The sequence below is a fragment of the Corynebacterium atrinae genome, from assembly GCF_030408455.1.
In the GTDB taxonomy this organism is placed as follows: Bacteria; Actinomycetota; Actinomycetes; order Mycobacteriales; family Mycobacteriaceae; genus Corynebacterium; species Corynebacterium atrinae.
The window spans coordinates 2,685,435-2,701,690 of sequence record NZ_CP046977.1 but is presented as its reverse complement, the minus strand read 5'-3'; the positions used below and the strand labels follow the sequence as shown (position 1 = coordinate 2,701,690).

Here is a 16,256-nt window from a genome sequence, read left to right as displayed (position 1 = left end):
AGCCCGGTGGGCGTCGATAAGCAATCAGTAATGCACCTTGGTGGGCTCGCCGCCGCGGGCCTCTCGGGCGTAGCGTGCCGCCAGCCAGGAACACATCATGAGCTGGACTTGATGGAAGATCATGAGGGGCAGGATCAACAGCCCCAGGTTTGCTCCGGCGAAGATAACGGATGCCATGGGCAGCCCTGTAGCCAAAGACTTCTTCGTGCCGCAGAACTGAACTGCCTTGATGTCCTTGTCACTGAAGCCGAGGCGCTGAGCGCTAAATCGCGTCAGCCACAACATAGACGCCACGATCGCGATCGACAGCCCAATGAGGAAGGCGATCTCCCCCACCGTCACCTCGCCCCATACGCCGCTGACCACGCCGGCCGAGAAGGCGGAGTACACGACCATGGTGATCGAACCACGGTCGATCAATTTGGTGGCCTTGTTAGCCGCGAAGCCCTTGACCCACCGGCGTGCGAGTTGCCCCAGAATGAACGGCAGCAGCAAGAGCATGGCGATGTCGATGAATACCTGGGCATCAATATGAATCCCGTCGCCCTGGGACATAAACACCATTACCAGCAGCGGGGTGAGAAACACGCCCGCCAGATTGGAGGCGCTGGCTGAGACGATTGCGCCAGCGACGTTACCCTTGGCGATTGACGTGAAAGCCACCGACGACTGCACCGTCGACGGCACGAGGGTGAGATAGAGGATGCCCAGGTAAAGGCCCTCAGGGATGACATTGGTCAGCGGCTGCAAGGACCAGCCCAGCAGCGGGAACACTACGAAGGTAAACCCCAGGATCAACAGGTGCAGCCGCCAATGCATGAGACCCTTGAGGGCCTCACGCGTGGACAGACGGGCGCCGTACAAAAAGAACAGCAGCGCGATAGCCAGATTCGTGGCAACGGAGAAGTACCTCGCGAACTCCCCGCGAGCCGGAGCGATGAGAGCGACGACTACAGCTAGGACGATGAGCACGATGAGCGGATCGACCCGCCGAAGTCTGGACATCATGCCTTGAGTGTACGACCCGGCGGGGTTCACCTAGGGCTTGAGGCGTCTGCACCCGCTCGTCACGGCGTTTCCGTGCGTTGAAACCGACGATTTGAAGGAAAACTCGGTAGGTCTCCGGGAAAGTACGTGCACAGGTTCAAGTAGAACATCGGCCATTCATAACTACTGGCAAGCCAGGAGAAACCATGGCGGCCGAAGATATTCACACTTCGTGTGATGTAGAACGAGGTGATCAAGCATTGCCAGGGTAACGGTCAGGTCCATGAGCGAAACACTTATGGGCAGGTCCCACACCTGCCCAAGGGGTAGAAGTCGACCGCTTGAGGGGCTAGCTCTACTATTCCACGAGAATTGGTCTAGTACTCCCCTGGGGCACTTCTTGGGGATATGAATAGCCTTCGTATGCCGTTGACATGAACATCATTTCGGCTGACCTTGAGAAGGTTGTCGAGAATTGAAACTGCTCTGGAATAGAGTTCGAGATTCCTAACGTCCCTGGGGCCGACGATTCGTAGCTTCCGAGCGATTGAGCGATGCAGCGTGACTATTGCGGTGTCCATGACATCGCTCTGTCAAGTACCGAGTGTCGACTAGCCGACGACCAAAGAGTCACCCTCTTGCTCAACCGTCTTGGTGGTCAGTGGGTCACGGGCCAAGCCCGAGACAACTGAACCGTCGGAGATCTTGAACACCGAGTTATGGACGGTGCAGCGGACCGTGTCCCCCTCGACTTCGGTAATGGGGTTGTTCTGGTGGGGGCAAGTTGTTGAGTATGCCACGAAGGTGCCCGCCGTTGGTTGAGCGATGATGTACTTGTCGACGATGATCGCGCTCCCCACCGGAACTTCCTGGGCCGCAACTTCTGCGGATGCTTCGGAACCACAGGCGGCGAGAAACGCACCCGCCACGGTGGTCGCCGTACCAAGCAAGAACATTCGTCGAGTGCAATTGGAGGGACGGGGTGCGGTTGATTCGCTCATAGTGAAAATTCTAGTACGGTGCGCATCTGTTGGACGTAAGTGATGAAATGTGACGAAAAGCGGGGAGCGCATTGGAGGGCAAGGCAATAAAATCACTGTGACGATAAGGTTGCCGCGAAATCGTTGAGCACCTTTCTCCAATGGGACCTTGTTGCGTCCCGGGCCTCCATGGAAGCTAGTCCATCGTGCTTCATGCTCAGTCTGGTCTTCGGCTGGTTGCTGCCCGAGACAGCAGAACAATCCAGATTCGCCTTGGAGCCATCCTGGAAGGAACAGCGCCAATAGCGCCATTTTTCAGTTGCGGAGATGGCTGGTTCTCCGGCTGCTGCGGAGGGAAGCAGAGTTGTGCCACCGTTTGCCATGAAAGTGCTAAAACTCTGGAAGACGTCCCCCCACTGCCCCGGAACGGTTTTGGAGACGCCCGCACTGATGGAGCCAGTGACGGTTTGTCCGACCTTCCGTCTGCCGATCCTTCGCTCGATCTCCACTGCGATGCCCTGAGCCCACCAGTCTGTTACATCTTCAGCCTGGGCGATTGCAACCATGTCTCGATGGCTGAGTTCCTGTATCCCGCGGCCCAGGTCAGCGGCTCGGTTCTCAATGTGAGTTTGCCATTCCGCGGCGCTTCGACCGGTAGAGCGGGAGAATTTGTCGGTGGTCATTGAGCCATTGTTTCACGTGAAACACTGCGCGCTATACGAGTTCGCGGCGGTTCGCCCCCCAGAGTCCTAAGACTATGAGAAGGAGGGAGACCAAGGCAAACGTGAAATGCATACTCCAGCTATCCCCTAGTGCGGTTACCTCATGTTCGAAGGGAGAAAGATCAATGAGCCACATCGGTAGCTTGAAGAGCGGACCGAAGAGGGTGAGGATCGAAGCTATTGCGACCGGCACCCAGGAAAAGTAGGAAAATCGTGGTGTGTGGCCAACGATAAGCACTGCGAAAGCCACGAGCAGAAGCGCGGGGGCGAACTGGGACAAAGCGCTGGGAAGAAGAGCTTCGTAGTCCGAGGCGGAGGTGTTGTGTTGGGAAGCCAAGCCGGCTGCGCCACCGGAATACAACGCGATGGTGCTCAACAATACGCTGGCAAGGCCGATGAGAGCGAGTGATCCGAGCGGCGCCCAGCGGCGTATACCGGTCGACCTCATCAACTCTGCTGTGCCGTCTCGCTCCGCCGAATATTGGCCAATGATGCTCTGCACCCCGGCGACCGCCACCAGAATTCCGCTAAGTTTGGCGATGTATCTAATGAACTCCGTCTTCAGGTCCCCTTCATTGAAAAGGTCCTCAAAGACTTTCCCTACCGCCGGATCCCCCGACATCCATTCTGAAAGGGATCCCGTCAGCGCCAAGAACATGGCAGTGATGCCAGCTATCACCAGTGCCCAGGTGATCGCGCTCCCCCGATGGAGCAACCACTGAAGGTGAACAATGCTCCGAGTCTTGCGTGATCGTTTGCTCGTTCGCTCACGGAGCTGAACCAGGCCGCGTCCATACTCGCGGTGCCCCTCAGCAAGATAGAGGCCCCCAGCCAGTGCAAGACACAGGATCGCCAGCAGCACGGCGTTAGTAAAGCTGTTGTCGCCATACGGTGCAATGACTTGCTTCCAGCCGAGTGGGCTCAACCAGTTGAGCCATCCTATCTCCTCGCTGTCGGCTAGCGAGCGCAGTACGAAAGATGCTGCGACGCTAAGTAGACCAACCCGGGTCAAGCTAGCGGGGCTGTTGACCAAGAGAAGGACCGCTAAGGCTAGAAGCGCCGAGCCACACATCGTCAGAGTGAGATTGACTCCGAAGGCCAAGGCACCAACCACTGGCAACTCGTCGATATAGAGGGAGCTTGCTCCCAGTACGAGGAAGGCCCCAAAACCGACGAAAGCAGAAGCTACACAGGTTGTCCCCATCGCGGCTACCAATGGCGCACGACGCCTAATGCCTGTAGACAGTTCCAGCTCGGTGAACCCTAGATGCTCGGATCGTCTAGCCAAACCGATGACAAGGAGCACGGACATGATCGAGCCCAGCAACAAAATCTGGGAGCCTGCCTCCCACATGACAATCTGGCCGAGTGACACGGGTGAATGTAAAGGGCCGTAGATGGCCACCATCCCGAGGTTGGACTGCATCCCGGTCGCAAAGGCGGCCCGAGACTCCAGAGTTGGGTAATAGGATTCATAGGCGGGCGGGAAGGTGGAAAGGAATACCCACAGGCAGACGCTCCACACGAGGATGAAGACGCGGCGGACGCGGAGGTTGAGCGCAATCACGAGACGGCCTCCCCGTAGTGGCTGAGGAAGAGGGACTCCAGGCTCGCCGGGGTGGCAGTGATGTCCACTCCCCCACTGTCCAAGATGAGCTGGAGGATTCTGGATACGTCATCCTTGGCTACGGTGACGTGGAAGTGATTACCTTCGATGTGAGAGTCCGGCAGGTGTTGCAGCTCGCTTGTAGGGTTGGTGACTACCGCAGTGATCTCGTGTGCGGAGAGATGTCGGAGCTGCTCGATGGTTCCGGATTCGACGGTGCGGCCGTCCTTGATGACTGTGACGGCGTCGCAAAGCTTCTCTACTTCGCTCATGATGTGGCTCGAGAGCAGGACGGTGGCCCCGCGGTCTCGTTCCTTGCGGACCTCGTGGATGAAGACTTGTTCCATGAGTGGGTCGAGGCCGGCGGTGGGTTCATCAAGGATGAGTACCTCGGCGCCGAAGGATAGCGCTGCGATTAGGCCAACTTTGCGGCGGTTACCCGTGGAATAGTCGCGAGTCTTCTTGTCGGGGTCTAGTTTGAAGGCGTCAATGAGCTCCTCTTCGCGCCGTGGGTCGACGCGAGTTCCGCGGAGGGACTCCAGGGCACGGAAGACTTCCCGCCCGGTGAGCGCCGGCCAGAGAGCGACATCGCCAGGAACATACCCCACCATTTTCAAGACTTCTGGATATCGGCGCGGGTCTTCGCCCAATACAGTTGCTGAGCCTGCGCTTGGATGTAGGACACCGAGGAGGATGCGGATCGTGGTGGACTTTCCCGAGCCGTTGGGGCCAAGGAAGCCGTGAATACTGCCCTCCTCCACAGCCAGGTTGAATCCATCCAGGGCTCGGAACGTGCCAAAGCGCTTGGTGAGGTTCTCAGCATTGATTACGGGGCTCATGCAGGTTCAGCTCCTAATGTTTCACGTGAAACAATTTCAAGGCCCTGGACGCCCGATGCTCGGAGGCGGAAACCCAGCCACCGCCCTCGCCAGAAGCTTGCACCTTTCACGCTCGGGGATCACAATCGACCAGCGCACGCACTCGACGGCTCTGGGTACGGCCCATTTTACGCTGAAGTTGCCGCTACTTTCCGGGCTAGGAGCGAAGAGCCTGGGAGATGTTGTCGGCAGTGTTTCTGAGATGATTCCGAAGTGCGAACGGGCGGAGAAGCTGCAGGAACGGTCGCATGACGAGATGCCCTATCCCCTTTTGTCCACGCGACCCGGCTTGCGTGAAGTAGGACAAAGTCATGTCCGTTCCGCTCACACCCGCAGGCGTCAATGAAATGCGAAGGATGTAGATTCCCGACGCCGCCACCTCCGGAAAAGTGCGCTCCCACTCGATTAGGCGAGGTGGTTCGTACCTTCTCACGATGACTTCCGCAGTCACCGCCCGACCCAGAGCTTTCGCTCGCGGGAAGGCTCGAAGAGCGCCGAAGTCGGCCTTCTCAATTCGCTCAAACTCGACGTCATTCCATTCCAGCCACCGGTCAGCGTTAGCCAGGAGCGACCAGACGTCCTCGGGACTGGCGGGAACAAACCTCCGATACGTATCGGCGCGACCGCCTATACCGTCGGTTGGCTCACCGGACTTGGCTGGAAAGCTCAACTCACCCGGCTGAATTCCCATCGATTGCAGCGCCACAGAAACTACTCCGGTGGGCTCCGATACCAGCGAGGAGAAGAGAGCAACGTCTGGCTGCGGATGATCCTGGGCGTCCAGGAGCATGTCGCGCACACCCGCTCGGAATGCCCACGGGCGCCCGGGAACGTTAGGCGGAATTCGATGTTGCTCTGGGGATATCGGCAACGAGAGTCCTAAGGAGGCGATCCTATCTGCATGCACCTTCTCGATTGCGCTTCGGGCGGTGGGGATTGTGACTCCTCGTTGCGCTAGAGCCTCCGTCACCGGTCCCCCTATTCCCAGAAGCGCGAGGAACAGGTGCTCAACATCGATCTCCGGGTGCCGGGACCGGCGTTGCTCTTCCTCGGCCAGGACTGCTAGCTCCCGGAAGTTCTTCATTGCTTTGTACAGGTTATTCATCCTCGTCGCCTCCTGGGCACGTCGATGGTTGGATCGATCCTCTTGCTGTACTTCTTGTGGACGGCCTGTCGTGTCACGCCGAGGTTCTCGGCGACCTCGCTCCAGCTCATTCCCGCCCTCAACCCGGCTTCTACCTGGTGGAACTCCAGTGATTCGACGAGCAGACGCAGCGACGCGACGGCCTGTAGTCCCTCGCGGGGGTTGGTGGTGTCGTTGGCGGCTTGGGAAAGATTCATGTTGTCCACAATTAGCAACCTAACTTGCTAAACCCACTTTTGTCAACCCACGTTGCTAGCTGCGGATAGAGGTATTCTCGTCCACATACTCCCCTGCCCGACGAACTACCCTCGAGGAAGGCCCTATCATCATGACTGACTTCAGTGTCGATGAAGCCCGCGCTGTCTCCACCGCTATCGTCCGGGCGGAAAATGCCCCCATGAATGCCCTTGAGCCGCTGTTTGATGCGACCTTCGCAGCCCTCGGCCCGCTCATTGAAACGGCCGGCATCTCGCCGATGGGAGCGCCGTTCGCAATGTACTCACGTTTCTCCGATGATTGGCAGCACTGTGACATCGAAGTAGGCGTGCCGGTCGAGGTCGCCCTCACTCAGGCTATCGAGATCGCCGGGGCAGACGGGAAGACCGTCGTCATTGAACCCTCGGAGCTCCCCGGAGGCAAAGTAGCCTCGACGGTGTACGAAGGTGCCTACGACGGCCTGAAGGGGGCGTGGGAATCCTTCACGGACGCCCTGGCGGAGGAAGGCTACCGCCCCGACATGCCGTGCTGGGAGGTCTACCTCACTGAACCCACCCCGGAGGCAGACCCCAGTACGATGCGCACGGGCTTGAACACCCGCGTGGAGTAGCTAACGCACGGTGGCGGCCTTCATACCCGCCACAAACGTCTCTAGCTCTTCTTTCAGGGCTGCCATATCCGTCACCCTCCCCGGCGAGGGGTGCTCCCCGGCGACGTAGCGGTCGATGATCTTCGTGATCGCGGAGCCGGAGATTGCCCCCGCCGCCCCGGCGGCAATGGCATCGCGCACGTGGGAGGGGCTCGAAATGCCAAACCCCAGCAGGATCGGTGCTCCACCGTGCTTCTTGACGTTGCCCACCACCTCTTCCAGGCCCGTTACGGAGGACTCGCGTTCGGTGCCGGTGACGCCGTCGCGGGAGACGGCGTAAATGTAGCCGCGCGAGTGGGCAGCCACCCCCTCCAGGGTCTTCTCGGCGGCTTGGGCTGGGGCGATGAAGATGGGGTCAATTCCGGCGTCCATCGCGGCCGCAGCGAAGGGCTCACCTTCGCGGACGGGGACGTCGGGAAGCAAGATGGAATCGGCGCCGACATCGGCGAACTCGCGGTAGAAGGTGTCGATTCCGCGGGTGAAAGGCACGTTGCCATACACGAGCATGCCAAGCGGCAGGTCGGGGAATTCGGCGCGGATCGCTCGGATCTGGGCGAGGGCGTCATTGACGGTCACTCCCCCGTCGAGGGCACGGATGTGAGATTTTTGGATCGTCGGGCCGTCGGCGACCGGATCGGAGAAGGGGACGCCGAGTTCGAGGGCGTCGGCACCCGCGTCCACGACGGTGCGGATGATCTCGAGCGCATCGGCCGGGGTGGGGTCACCGAGCATGATGAAGGGGACAAAGGCTCCCTCCCCTCGGGCGTCGAGGTCGGCGAAGAGCTGATCGTAACGGCTAGCCATGATTACTTGTCCTCCTTGAGCACGAGCTCGGGGTTCTCTTCGAGGGTGCGGCGCACATGGTCGACGTCTTTGTCGCCACGGCCCGACAGGGACACGAGGATGTTGAGGTGCTCGCCTCTTTCTTCTGCCAAGGCGGCGCGCTTGAGCGCGTAGGCCAGGGCGTGGGATGACTCGAGCGCGGGGATGATGCCCTCATGCAGGGAGAGCAGTTGGAAGGCTTCGACTGCTTCGGCGTCGGTAATTCCGACGTAGGTTGCTCGGCCGGTGTCGTGCAGGTGTGCATGTTGCGGTCCGACGCCGGGGTAGTCCAGCCCAGCGGAAATGGAGTAGGACTCCTCCACCTGACCGTCGGAGTTGCGCATGAGGTAGCTGCGTGCGCCGTGCAAGATACCAATCTGCCCGTTGGCGATGGTAGCGCCGTGCTTACCGGAATCCAGGCCGAGGCCGCCGGGCTCGGCCCCGACGAGCTCGACGCCATCTTCGTCGATGAAGTCCGCGAACATGCCGATGGCATTGGAGCCGCCACCGACGCAGGCGACGACGACATCGGGCAAACCGCCGACGCGCTCGATCATTTGGGCCTTGGCCTCCTCGGAGATGATGCGGTGGAAGTCACGCACGATCGTCGGGAAGGGGTGGGGCCCGGCGGCGGTTCCCAGTAGGTAGTGGGATTCGTGGAATGTCGCGGTCCAATCGCGCAGCGCCTCGTTGACGGCATCTTTGAGGGTGCCGGAGCCGGCGTCAACGGGAATGACCTGCGCGCCCATGAGCTTCATGCGGAAGACGTTGGGCTGCTGGCGCTCGACGTCCTTGGCGCCCATGTAAATCACGCAGTCGAGGCCGAGCAGGGAGCAGGCCAGGGCGGTCGCGGTACCGTGTTGGCCCGCGCCGGTCTCGGCGATGATGCGAGTCTTGCCCATTCGCTTAGCCAGCAGGGCCTGGCCGATCACCTGGTTGGTTTTGTGGGCGCCGCCGTGCACGAGGTCCTCCCGCTTGAGGAAGATCCGCGCATATCCCTGGCCCCGGCCCGCCAGCGGCAGGTTAGAACATTCGGTCAGTGGGGTGGGGCGACCGAGGTAGTCGCGCAGGTATGCGGCGAGTTCCTCTCGGAAAGAGGGGTCATTTTGGGCATCGACGAAGGCCTGTTCCAGCTGGTCAAGAGCGGGAATGAGGGATTCGGGGACGAACTGGCCGCCGAACTCGCCAAAGTAGGCCGGAAGCAAGGTGGCGTGGGAAGTGTGATCGGTCATGGTGTTTCCTTGGCTGGTGCGTAGCGGCGGATGATGTTGAAGGCGCGTTGCAGGGCGCCGGCGTCCTTGCGTCCGGGTTGACCGGGGTATTCGAGGCCGGAGTTGAGGTCGAGGCCGTAGCAGTCGACGGCGAGGGCACTTTCCAGGTTGTCCAGGGTTAGTCCTCCGGCGAGGAAGCTGTGCTGCCTGACGACGTCTGGGATCTCCCCCCAATCAAAACTCGTCCCGGTCCCACCGTCCCCGGCGTCCAGGACGATGCCGTCCACGGCATCGCCGTGGATAAGGGCAGCCGCCAGGGCGGCCCCGTCGTGTTCGCCCGTCATGCTGACGGCGCGCCACACCTGGACGGTGTCGGGGACCTCAGCGGTGACGGCGTCGATAAGCGTGATCTCTGCTTCCGTCGATCCCTGGTAGGGGGCGTGGACCTGCACTACCCCGATGCCGTCCTGGATGAGCTCGGCGTAGCCGCTGGTGCGACGGGAGACCGCGACATAGACCAGACCGGGCTCATGAGAGATGATCTCGCGAGCTGTTTCACGTGAAACATTGCGCGGGGAGGATTCCTCAAAGATCAATCCACCGTAGACGGCGCCGACCGCGCGGGCAGTCTGGGCGGCGGTCGTGGACGTGAGGCCGCACACCTTGTTCTCTCCGAAGACGAGTCTGCGGGCCGCTAGATCGATGTCGGGTTGGCTGGTCAGCTGCGAGCCGACGAGGAACGCATTGGAGTGCGCCGCCAGGGAGCGAACGGTCTCGTTGTCGCGGATGCCCGACTCAGACACCACCACGGCGTCCGCAGGAAGCAGCGCCGCTAGCCGGGCGGAGCGGCTGAGATCAATGCTGAGGTCATGCAAGTTCCGGTGGTTAATACCGATGATATTTGCCCCAAGGTCCACTGCGCGAGCAACCTCGGACTCATCGATGACCTCGGTGAGAATATCGAGGTCATAGCGTTCCGCCACCGCGGCGAGGGCCCGGTACTCCGCATCCGAAAGGATGGAGAGCATGAGCAGGATGGCGTCGGCACCGAAGTAGCGGGCGGCGTGGATCTGGACCTCATCGATGATGAAGTCTTTGCACAGCACCGGAAGATGCGTGGATGCGGCGACGGTGGCCAAGTGGTCGTAGTCGCCGCCAAACCGATCGGGCTCGCAGAGGACGGAAATGCCGGAGGCGTAGCGTGAGTAGACGCGGGCGATCGCGCCGGGCTCGTAATGCGAACGGATGAGACCCAACGAAGGCGAGGAGGACTTGCACTCCATGATGAAGGCCGGTGCCGCCTCTCCCCTCCCCCGCCCCTGCAAGGCCTGGTAGAGCGAGCGGGTTGACCGCGGCAGGGATTCAACCGAGACATGCGCCAGCCGGGCGCGGATTTCCGGCAAGTGCCCGCGACGACCGGCGACGATACCTTCCAACACGGTGGGTAGCTTAGACACTGTAATTAGTCCCTTCGTGGCGGGCGAGCCACTCCTTGACGGTTCCCTCTTCAATCAGCTGCAGGGCAAGTTCGGTGCCTTCCCGCAGGCTGTCCACCCGGGAGTTGAGGTAGAACATGCCGGCCGCATTGACAGCGAGGGCATCCCGGTGAGCCTGGGGGCCAGTCCCATCGAAGATGGCGCGCATGTGGGCGGCATTCTCGATGCCATCACCGCCGACCAAGTCACCCAAGGACCACTCCTTGACGCCCAGGTCAGCAGGGGTGACGGTGTAGTTTGACACCGAGCCATCTGCGGCCAACTCCCAGATGGTGGTCGGCCCGTGCACGGCGATTTCATCGGTGCCGGAGCCGTGGGCGACGAGCGCGCGGGACCGGCCGAGTTCCCGGAACACTTCGAGGATCATCTGCCCTTGCGCGGGGTTGGCCACGCCCATGATCTGGAACTCTGGGCGCACCGGCGAGAGCAGCGGCCCGAGGACGTTGAACAGCGTCGGTACCTTGAGCGCCTTGCGTACCGGCTGAACGTGCGCGATGGCTGGGTTGTAGGCGGGGGCGAAAAGGAAGGTAAAGCCCGAGGACTCGAACTGGCGGACCGCGCGATCGGGATCGAGGTCGAGCGGAATGTTCAGCGCCTCGAGCACATCGGCGGAGCCGGACTTGGAGGAAACCGAGCGGTTGCCGTGCTTGACCACCTTGAGCCCGCCGGCGGCGGCGACCAGCGAGGCTCCGGTGGTGATGTTGATGGTGTTGGCGCCGTCGCCGCCAGTTCCCGCAGTATCCAGCACTCCCCGGCCGCTCACTGGGAAGGGGCGCCCGGCATTGAGGAAAGCCTTCGCCGCTCCGGCGATGTCGGCGAAGGTTTCGCCGCGGGTGCGGATGGTGGCCAGGAGGGCGGCAATGTGGACGTCGTCGTAGTCACCGACGGTCAAGGGGGTGAAGGCGGCGACGGCTTCCTCTACGGACGGATCGCGATTATCCAAATAGCTAATCAGTGTTAGGAGTGTATTCTCGCTGGTCATTTAGTGGGGCCCTTCCTTGATAGCATTGTTCAATAATTGTTCGACACACCGGCTAAGCATGATGGGACCCTGCGGACTCAGGATGCTCTCGGGGTGAAACTGCAGTCCTATTGCCTTCCCGTCGGTGGTTTCGGCGGCCATGACGACATCGCCCACATCGGTCGTCGTCGTCGCCAACGACACCATCCCGGGGGGAGTTGCCGCGCAGCCCAGCGAGTGATAGCGAGCCACCGGCACCAGTCGGCCGATGACGCCGGGCAGGTCCGGTCCGGCGTCGATAGTCATCCCGGCGAAGACGGGGTGCCCCACCCCGGCATCGGTCAACCGCATGGGTACGGACACGCCGTGGACGGGGCCGCAGGGCTCGACGGTGCCCTGGTGGGCGTCGAGAAGCGCTTGAAAGCCGAGGCAAATCCCCAGCAGCGGCACCTTTCCCAGCACCGCGGAAATCAGCGGCATCATGATGCCGGCGTCGCGGGGGTGGCCCGGGCCGGGGGAAAGGCAGATGAGGTCCGGCTCGGCGGCGAGGACATCCTCGACCGAGACGGTGTTGCGGAAGACTGTGCAGCGGAACCCGGCTTCGACGAAAGCGTCGACGAGGTTGTACACAAAGCTGTCCTGGTTATCCAGCAGCACGATGTGGGTCATCGGATTACCTCCAAAGTTGAGCCGGATGCCAGCGCAATGGCGTTGAGCACGGCGTATGCCTTGTGCAGAGTCTCATCGGCTTCCGACTGGGGATGGGAATCGCGGACCACACCGGCTCCGGCCTGCACGTGAGCCACTCCCCCACGCACGAAGGCGGAACGAATGACGATGCAATTGTCCATGTCTCCGTTGCCGCGCAGGTAGCCGATCGCCCCGCCGTAAGAGCCGCGGCGTTGCTTCTCCACACCCCGCAGCAACTCCATCGCCCGAATTTTCGGCGCCCCCGACAGCGTCCCCATGTTCATACAGGCCCGGTAGGCGTCGAGCGCGTCGAGGGAGGGATCGAGGGTGGCGGTCACCCGGGAGACCAAGTGCATGACCCGGGAATAGCGGTCCACCTGCAGCAGGTCCGCTACGCGCCGGGTCGCCGGCACCGCAACCCGGGCCAGGTCATTGCGGGCTAAGTCGACAAGCATGGTGTGCTCGGCGATCTCCTTGGCATCGGTGCGCAGCTCCAACTCCATGCGGATGTCCAACTCGTCGTTGACCGTGCCATCCGGGTTCATCCCGCGCGGGCGCGTCCCAGCGATCGGGTACAACTGCACTTCGCGGGTGGCGGAATCGAACTTGAGGTTGGACTCCGGGGACGCCCCAAACAGCTCATAGGTCTCGCCGCTGGCGTCGAGTCCGCGTTGGTAGAACATGTACGGGCTGGGGTTCGTTTCGCGCAGCTTGCGGTAGGCGGCGAACGCATCCGGGCAGGGAGCGGAGAAGGTGCGGGCGGGGACGACTTGGTAGATGTCGCCGTTGTGAATGTTGCCCTTGAGGTCGCCGACCCAGGAGCAGAACTTGTCATCGGCGATGTCCGCCTCGACGCGAAGAACATCCTCTGGATGTTCCGTGACCTGATAGGCGTGCTCGGCGGAGGGCTCGGCGGCGTCGATAAGCGAAACGAGCTCGTCCACCCGTTCCTCAACTCCCGGATCACCGAAGCTCACAGCGGTCAACGTTGCAGTCTGCGACTGATGATTAATGGTGAGGACAATCTCCGCCAGGATGAACTGATAATCCGGGTAGGTATTGGGGCCATCCCCCACCGCTGGAAGCTGCTCGAAAGTCTCCAGGAAGTCGAAGGCGATCCCCCCGGCCAGCATGGGCAACGTGTGGGAAGGATCCTCGTAGCCCGCCTCCCGGGTCAGCGCGCGCAGCGGCTCGATCGCGCTGATCGCAGTCAGCCGCTCGCGCTCATCGACGGCCGCCGACGGTGGGAAAGAGAAGCTGTCGCGCCCATAGGCGGCCAGCTGTTCATTGAGCTTATCGACGATTCGCGTCCCCGACGCCGTCAACGGCGTCGCCGTCACGGTGGAACCCTCGCAGGTCAAACGCACGGACGCGGCAATGACGGCCACGGAAGAAATTCCCGACCGGGTAGTAATGTCAGCTGATTCCAGCAAGACGGAATCCTGGGCGTGGGTGCCGCCGATGTGGGCGAACAGGCCGGATGCGTCGGCGTGATAGCGGACGTTCCGGGTGATCAGCTGCGGAGACGAAGGGCTCATCTGGCCTTCCTGGAGTACGGGGGCGGGGTTGGGACGAAGGTCTGCCAACTCACATCTTCTGCGCCGGATTCCAGGATTCTCCCGGGTTGAGTGGGCCGGGAGAGAAATGGCCCGCGACGCTTCGATGGAAGCTGGCGGGCCGGAATGTGTAACAAACGTGGCACGCCGATTAAGCGCGCCACCACCAGTTGGTGCTTCGGGAAGAAGGAGTGTTATTCACAATGTAAAACGATAATCTCACTGCGCGGGAAGCGCAACTTCTTTGGCACCACTATTCATCCGAGGCGGCCGCCGCGCGGCGCAGCGCCTGAAGATCCACGTTCGCGGGGGCTTTCTCGGGCGCCGACTCGCCGCAGTTGCAATCAGTGCCACATCCGCCGCCGCTGGACTGGCCAGCTTGTTCATCCATGAGCACCGCCATGCGCGCCCCGGAGTTGGCTCCCACGCTCACGGCCATGAAGGCGGCAATGAGGAAGAACAGCGGGACAAGGGACCACCAGCCGCTCACCACCCAAGAGATGAACCCGCCGAACAGCAGGATGAGCGCGGCGAGCAGCCAGAAGGGACCCGCGACGGCGTGGGCACCGTCCCACACCTCCTGTGACTTCCGCACCTCCGGCACCCGCAACCCAATGACAGAGTTACCCGGCAGCCGTCGGACGGTAGCCAGCGCTCCGACGACAAGCAATACAGCACTGAGGGCAAAGAAGATGAGGCCGACTACAAACATGGGGTCAGTCTATCCCTCCTGCTGAGAGCCTAGAGAATCGATGTTTCTTAAGAGCCGGGTAGTAACCTGAAGTGCGACACTAGTTCAGCCCAAGAGAAAGAGGCCACGTATGGACCTCAAGCGCATCTCCTCTTCGCTGCTGTTTAGGGTGGTCATCGCGATCATCCTGGGCATCATTTGCAGCTTCTTCTTCCCCGATTGGCTTGCCCGGGTGTTCGCCACCTTTAACAGCCTGTTTGGCGGATTCCTCAGCTTCTTCGTGCCGGTTCTTATTTTTGCCCTGATTACTCCGGCCATTGCTGGTTTGGGTCGCGGTGCCGGCAAGTGGCTCGGCATCACCACCGGAATCGCGTATCTCTCGACCATCCTCTCCGGAATCACCGCCTACGCCACCGCTCAGCTGGTCTATCCGTGGCTGCTGGCTAACCAGGGCCAGGTCGAGGCTGTCGACGTTAGCGAGGGTGATCTCGCCCCCTACTTCAGCATCGTGATGGACCCTCCGTTTGCGGTCATGACCGCCCTGCTCCTGGCTTTCGCCGTGGGCCTGGCTATGACCTCGGTGAAGTCGGACACGCTGTACAAGGGTTCGCGTGACCTCGAGCGCGTCGTCATGAAGGTCATCTCCAGCTTCATCATCCCGCTGCTGCCGGTCTTCATCTTTGGCATGTTCTTGTCCCTGGGAATGAATGGCAACCTCGTGGACACGATGGTGGCCTTTGGTAAGGTCCTCGCGCTTTCGGTCTTCATGACCTTCGTATTCCTCTCCGTGCAGTACGGCGTGGCCGGGGCGATCGCTGGGCGCAACCCGTTCGTGGCCTTTAAGAACATGCTGCCGGCTTACGCCACCGCGCTGGGCACCTCGTCCTCTGCGGCGACCATTCCCGTCACCTACGCCTCCACCTTGAAGAACAAGGTCGAGGTCAATGTCGCTGGCTTCGTCGTTCCGCTCTGCGCGACGATCCACCTGGCCGGTTCGATGATGAAGATCACCCTCTACGCCTTCGCCATCGTCTACATGTCCGGCCTCGACGTTTCCCCGGGACTGGCGATTGGATTCATCCTTCTGCTCGGCATCACCATGATCGCCGCGCCGGGTGTGCCGGGTGGCGCCATCATGGCCGCCGTCGGCTTGCTGGGCTCCATGCTCGGCTTCGATGATGCCCAGGTCGCCCTCATGATCGCCGCCTACATCGCGGTCGATTCCTTCGGCACCGCCGCCAACGTTACTGGCGACGGCGCGATCGCCATGATCGTGAACAAGTTCGCCAAGGGCAAGATCCCTCCCACCGTCTCCGAGGACGACGGCGCGGATGAGCTAGCTAAGGCGATCAGCGGCGACGCTGAGGCGAAGTAGCCGGCTGGCGCCAGGAAAAGTCGAGCTCTACGACGCTCGCTTCTCCCGGCGCACAACCCGGCGCGTACACCCGCAGTTGGTTGGTCGCGGGGTCGAGGTAGGCCCGGCCGCACCCGGTGAAATCTCCATCGAGGCCCAGGGCCAGGTGGTGGAAGCGGCGCACGGCCTCGGGGTCCTGGTTCCAGATCGACATGAGGCGGTCATGAAGTGCGAAGGTAAGCCAGTTGCCGTCGTGGGCCAGCACGTCGATGGGGGTCATAGCGGGGACAAAC

Annotated in this window: 17 protein-coding genes; 2 read left to right on the top strand and 15 right to left on the bottom strand. The window is 61.6% G+C overall.

Features of this window, described 5'->3' with window-relative positions:
* Positions 1 to 24: 24 nt before the first annotated feature.
* The 7 genes from CATRI_RS13040 to CATRI_RS13010 all read right to left on the bottom strand — a co-directional run bounded on the left by CATRI_RS13040 (position 25) and on the right by CATRI_RS13010 (position 6,514).
* Positions 25 to 1,008, bottom strand: a complete 984-nt coding sequence (locus CATRI_RS13040; RefSeq protein WP_290218333.1) for a bile acid:sodium symporter family protein — start codon at positions 1,006 to 1,008, stop codon at positions 25 to 27.
* Between the two features lie 590 nt (positions 1,009 to 1,598).
* Entirely contained in the window at positions 1,599 to 1,943 is a 345-nt protein-coding gene (locus tag CATRI_RS13035) for a Rieske (2Fe-2S) protein (RefSeq protein WP_435384209.1), read from the bottom strand.
* 137 nt (positions 1,944 to 2,080) lie between these two features.
* Positions 2,081 to 2,650, bottom strand: a complete 570-nt coding sequence (locus CATRI_RS13030; RefSeq protein ID WP_290218325.1) for a hypothetical protein — start codon at positions 2,648 to 2,650, stop codon at positions 2,081 to 2,083.
* A gap of 31 nt (positions 2,651 to 2,681) precedes the next feature.
* A complete protein-coding gene (locus CATRI_RS13025; protein ID WP_290218323.1) occupies positions 2,682 to 4,256 on the bottom strand; it encodes an efflux permease Rv1217c-related protein in 1,575 nt (524 codons plus the stop codon).
* The gene (locus tag CATRI_RS13020; protein WP_290218322.1) at positions 4,253 to 5,134 is read right to left on the bottom strand and encodes an ABC transporter ATP-binding protein; all 882 of its coding nucleotides are present in this window, start codon (positions 5,132 to 5,134) and stop codon (positions 4,253 to 4,255) included. Before CATRI_RS13020 ends, CATRI_RS13025 begins: the two co-directional genes overlap by 4 nt.
* 196 nt (positions 5,135 to 5,330) lie before the next feature.
* A complete protein-coding gene (locus CATRI_RS13015; RefSeq protein WP_290218320.1) occupies positions 5,331 to 6,278 on the bottom strand; it encodes an SRPBCC family protein in 948 nt (315 codons plus the stop codon).
* On the bottom strand, positions 6,275 to 6,514 hold the full coding sequence (locus tag CATRI_RS13010) for a helix-turn-helix domain-containing protein (RefSeq protein ID WP_290218318.1): 240 nt from the start codon (positions 6,512 to 6,514) through the stop codon (positions 6,275 to 6,277). Before CATRI_RS13010 ends, CATRI_RS13015 begins: the two co-directional genes overlap by 4 nt.
* Positions 6,515 to 6,645: 131 nt before the next feature.
* On the opposite strand from CATRI_RS13010, the gene CATRI_RS13005 reads away from it, so the two are divergent.
* Entirely contained in the window at positions 6,646 to 7,143 is a 498-nt protein-coding gene (locus CATRI_RS13005) for a GyrI-like domain-containing protein (protein WP_290218316.1), read from the top strand.
* Here CATRI_RS13005 and trpA read toward each other — a convergent pair whose 3' ends face one another.
* From trpA to CATRI_RS12970, 7 genes are all read right to left on the bottom strand, one after another.
* Positions 7,144 to 7,986, bottom strand: a complete 843-nt coding sequence (gene trpA, locus CATRI_RS13000) for a tryptophan synthase subunit alpha (RefSeq protein ID WP_290218314.1) — start codon at positions 7,984 to 7,986, stop codon at positions 7,144 to 7,146.
* Positions 7,987 to 7,988: 2 nt separating this feature from the next.
* Positions 7,989 to 9,236, bottom strand: coding sequence for a tryptophan synthase subunit beta (trpB, locus tag CATRI_RS12995; protein ID WP_290218312.1), 1,248 nt, complete (start codon positions 9,234 to 9,236; stop codon positions 7,989 to 7,991).
* The gene (trpCF, locus tag CATRI_RS12990; protein ID WP_290221197.1) at positions 9,233 to 10,678 is read right to left on the bottom strand and encodes a bifunctional indole-3-glycerol-phosphate synthase TrpC/phosphoribosylanthranilate isomerase TrpF; all 1,446 of its coding nucleotides are present in this window, start codon (positions 10,676 to 10,678) and stop codon (positions 9,233 to 9,235) included. Before trpCF ends, trpB begins: the two co-directional genes overlap by 4 nt.
* Entirely contained in the window at positions 10,665 to 11,693 is a 1,029-nt protein-coding gene (gene trpD, locus CATRI_RS12985; protein ID WP_290218310.1) for an anthranilate phosphoribosyltransferase, read from the bottom strand. Before trpD ends, trpCF begins: the two co-directional genes overlap by 14 nt.
* On the bottom strand, positions 11,694 to 12,341 hold the full coding sequence (locus CATRI_RS12980; RefSeq protein ID WP_290218308.1) for an anthranilate synthase component II: 648 nt from the start codon (positions 12,339 to 12,341) through the stop codon (positions 11,694 to 11,696).
* Positions 12,338 to 13,900 carry an anthranilate synthase component 1 gene (locus CATRI_RS12975; protein ID WP_290218306.1) on the bottom strand — a complete coding sequence of 521 codons (1,563 nt, stop codon included), beginning with the start codon at positions 13,898 to 13,900 and terminating at the stop codon, positions 12,338 to 12,340. Before CATRI_RS12975 ends, CATRI_RS12980 begins: the two co-directional genes overlap by 4 nt.
* 271 nt (positions 13,901 to 14,171) lie before the next feature.
* The gene (locus tag CATRI_RS12970) at positions 14,172 to 14,630 is read right to left on the bottom strand and encodes an SdpI family protein (RefSeq protein ID WP_290218304.1); all 459 of its coding nucleotides are present in this window, start codon (positions 14,628 to 14,630) and stop codon (positions 14,172 to 14,174) included.
* 109 nt (positions 14,631 to 14,739) lie between these two features.
* Between CATRI_RS12970 and CATRI_RS12965 the strand changes: the two genes are divergently transcribed.
* Complete coding sequence (locus CATRI_RS12965) at positions 14,740 to 15,984, top strand: dicarboxylate/amino acid:cation symporter (RefSeq protein ID WP_290218303.1); 1,245 nt, start codon at positions 14,740 to 14,742, stop codon at positions 15,982 to 15,984.
* Here CATRI_RS12965 and CATRI_RS12960 read toward each other — a convergent pair.
* Entirely contained in the window at positions 15,959 to 16,243 is a 285-nt protein-coding gene (locus CATRI_RS12960; protein WP_290218300.1) for a hypothetical protein, read from the bottom strand. The two genes, CATRI_RS12965 and CATRI_RS12960, sit on opposite strands and share 26 nt — an antisense overlap.
* Positions 16,244 to 16,256: the final 13 nt, after the last annotated feature.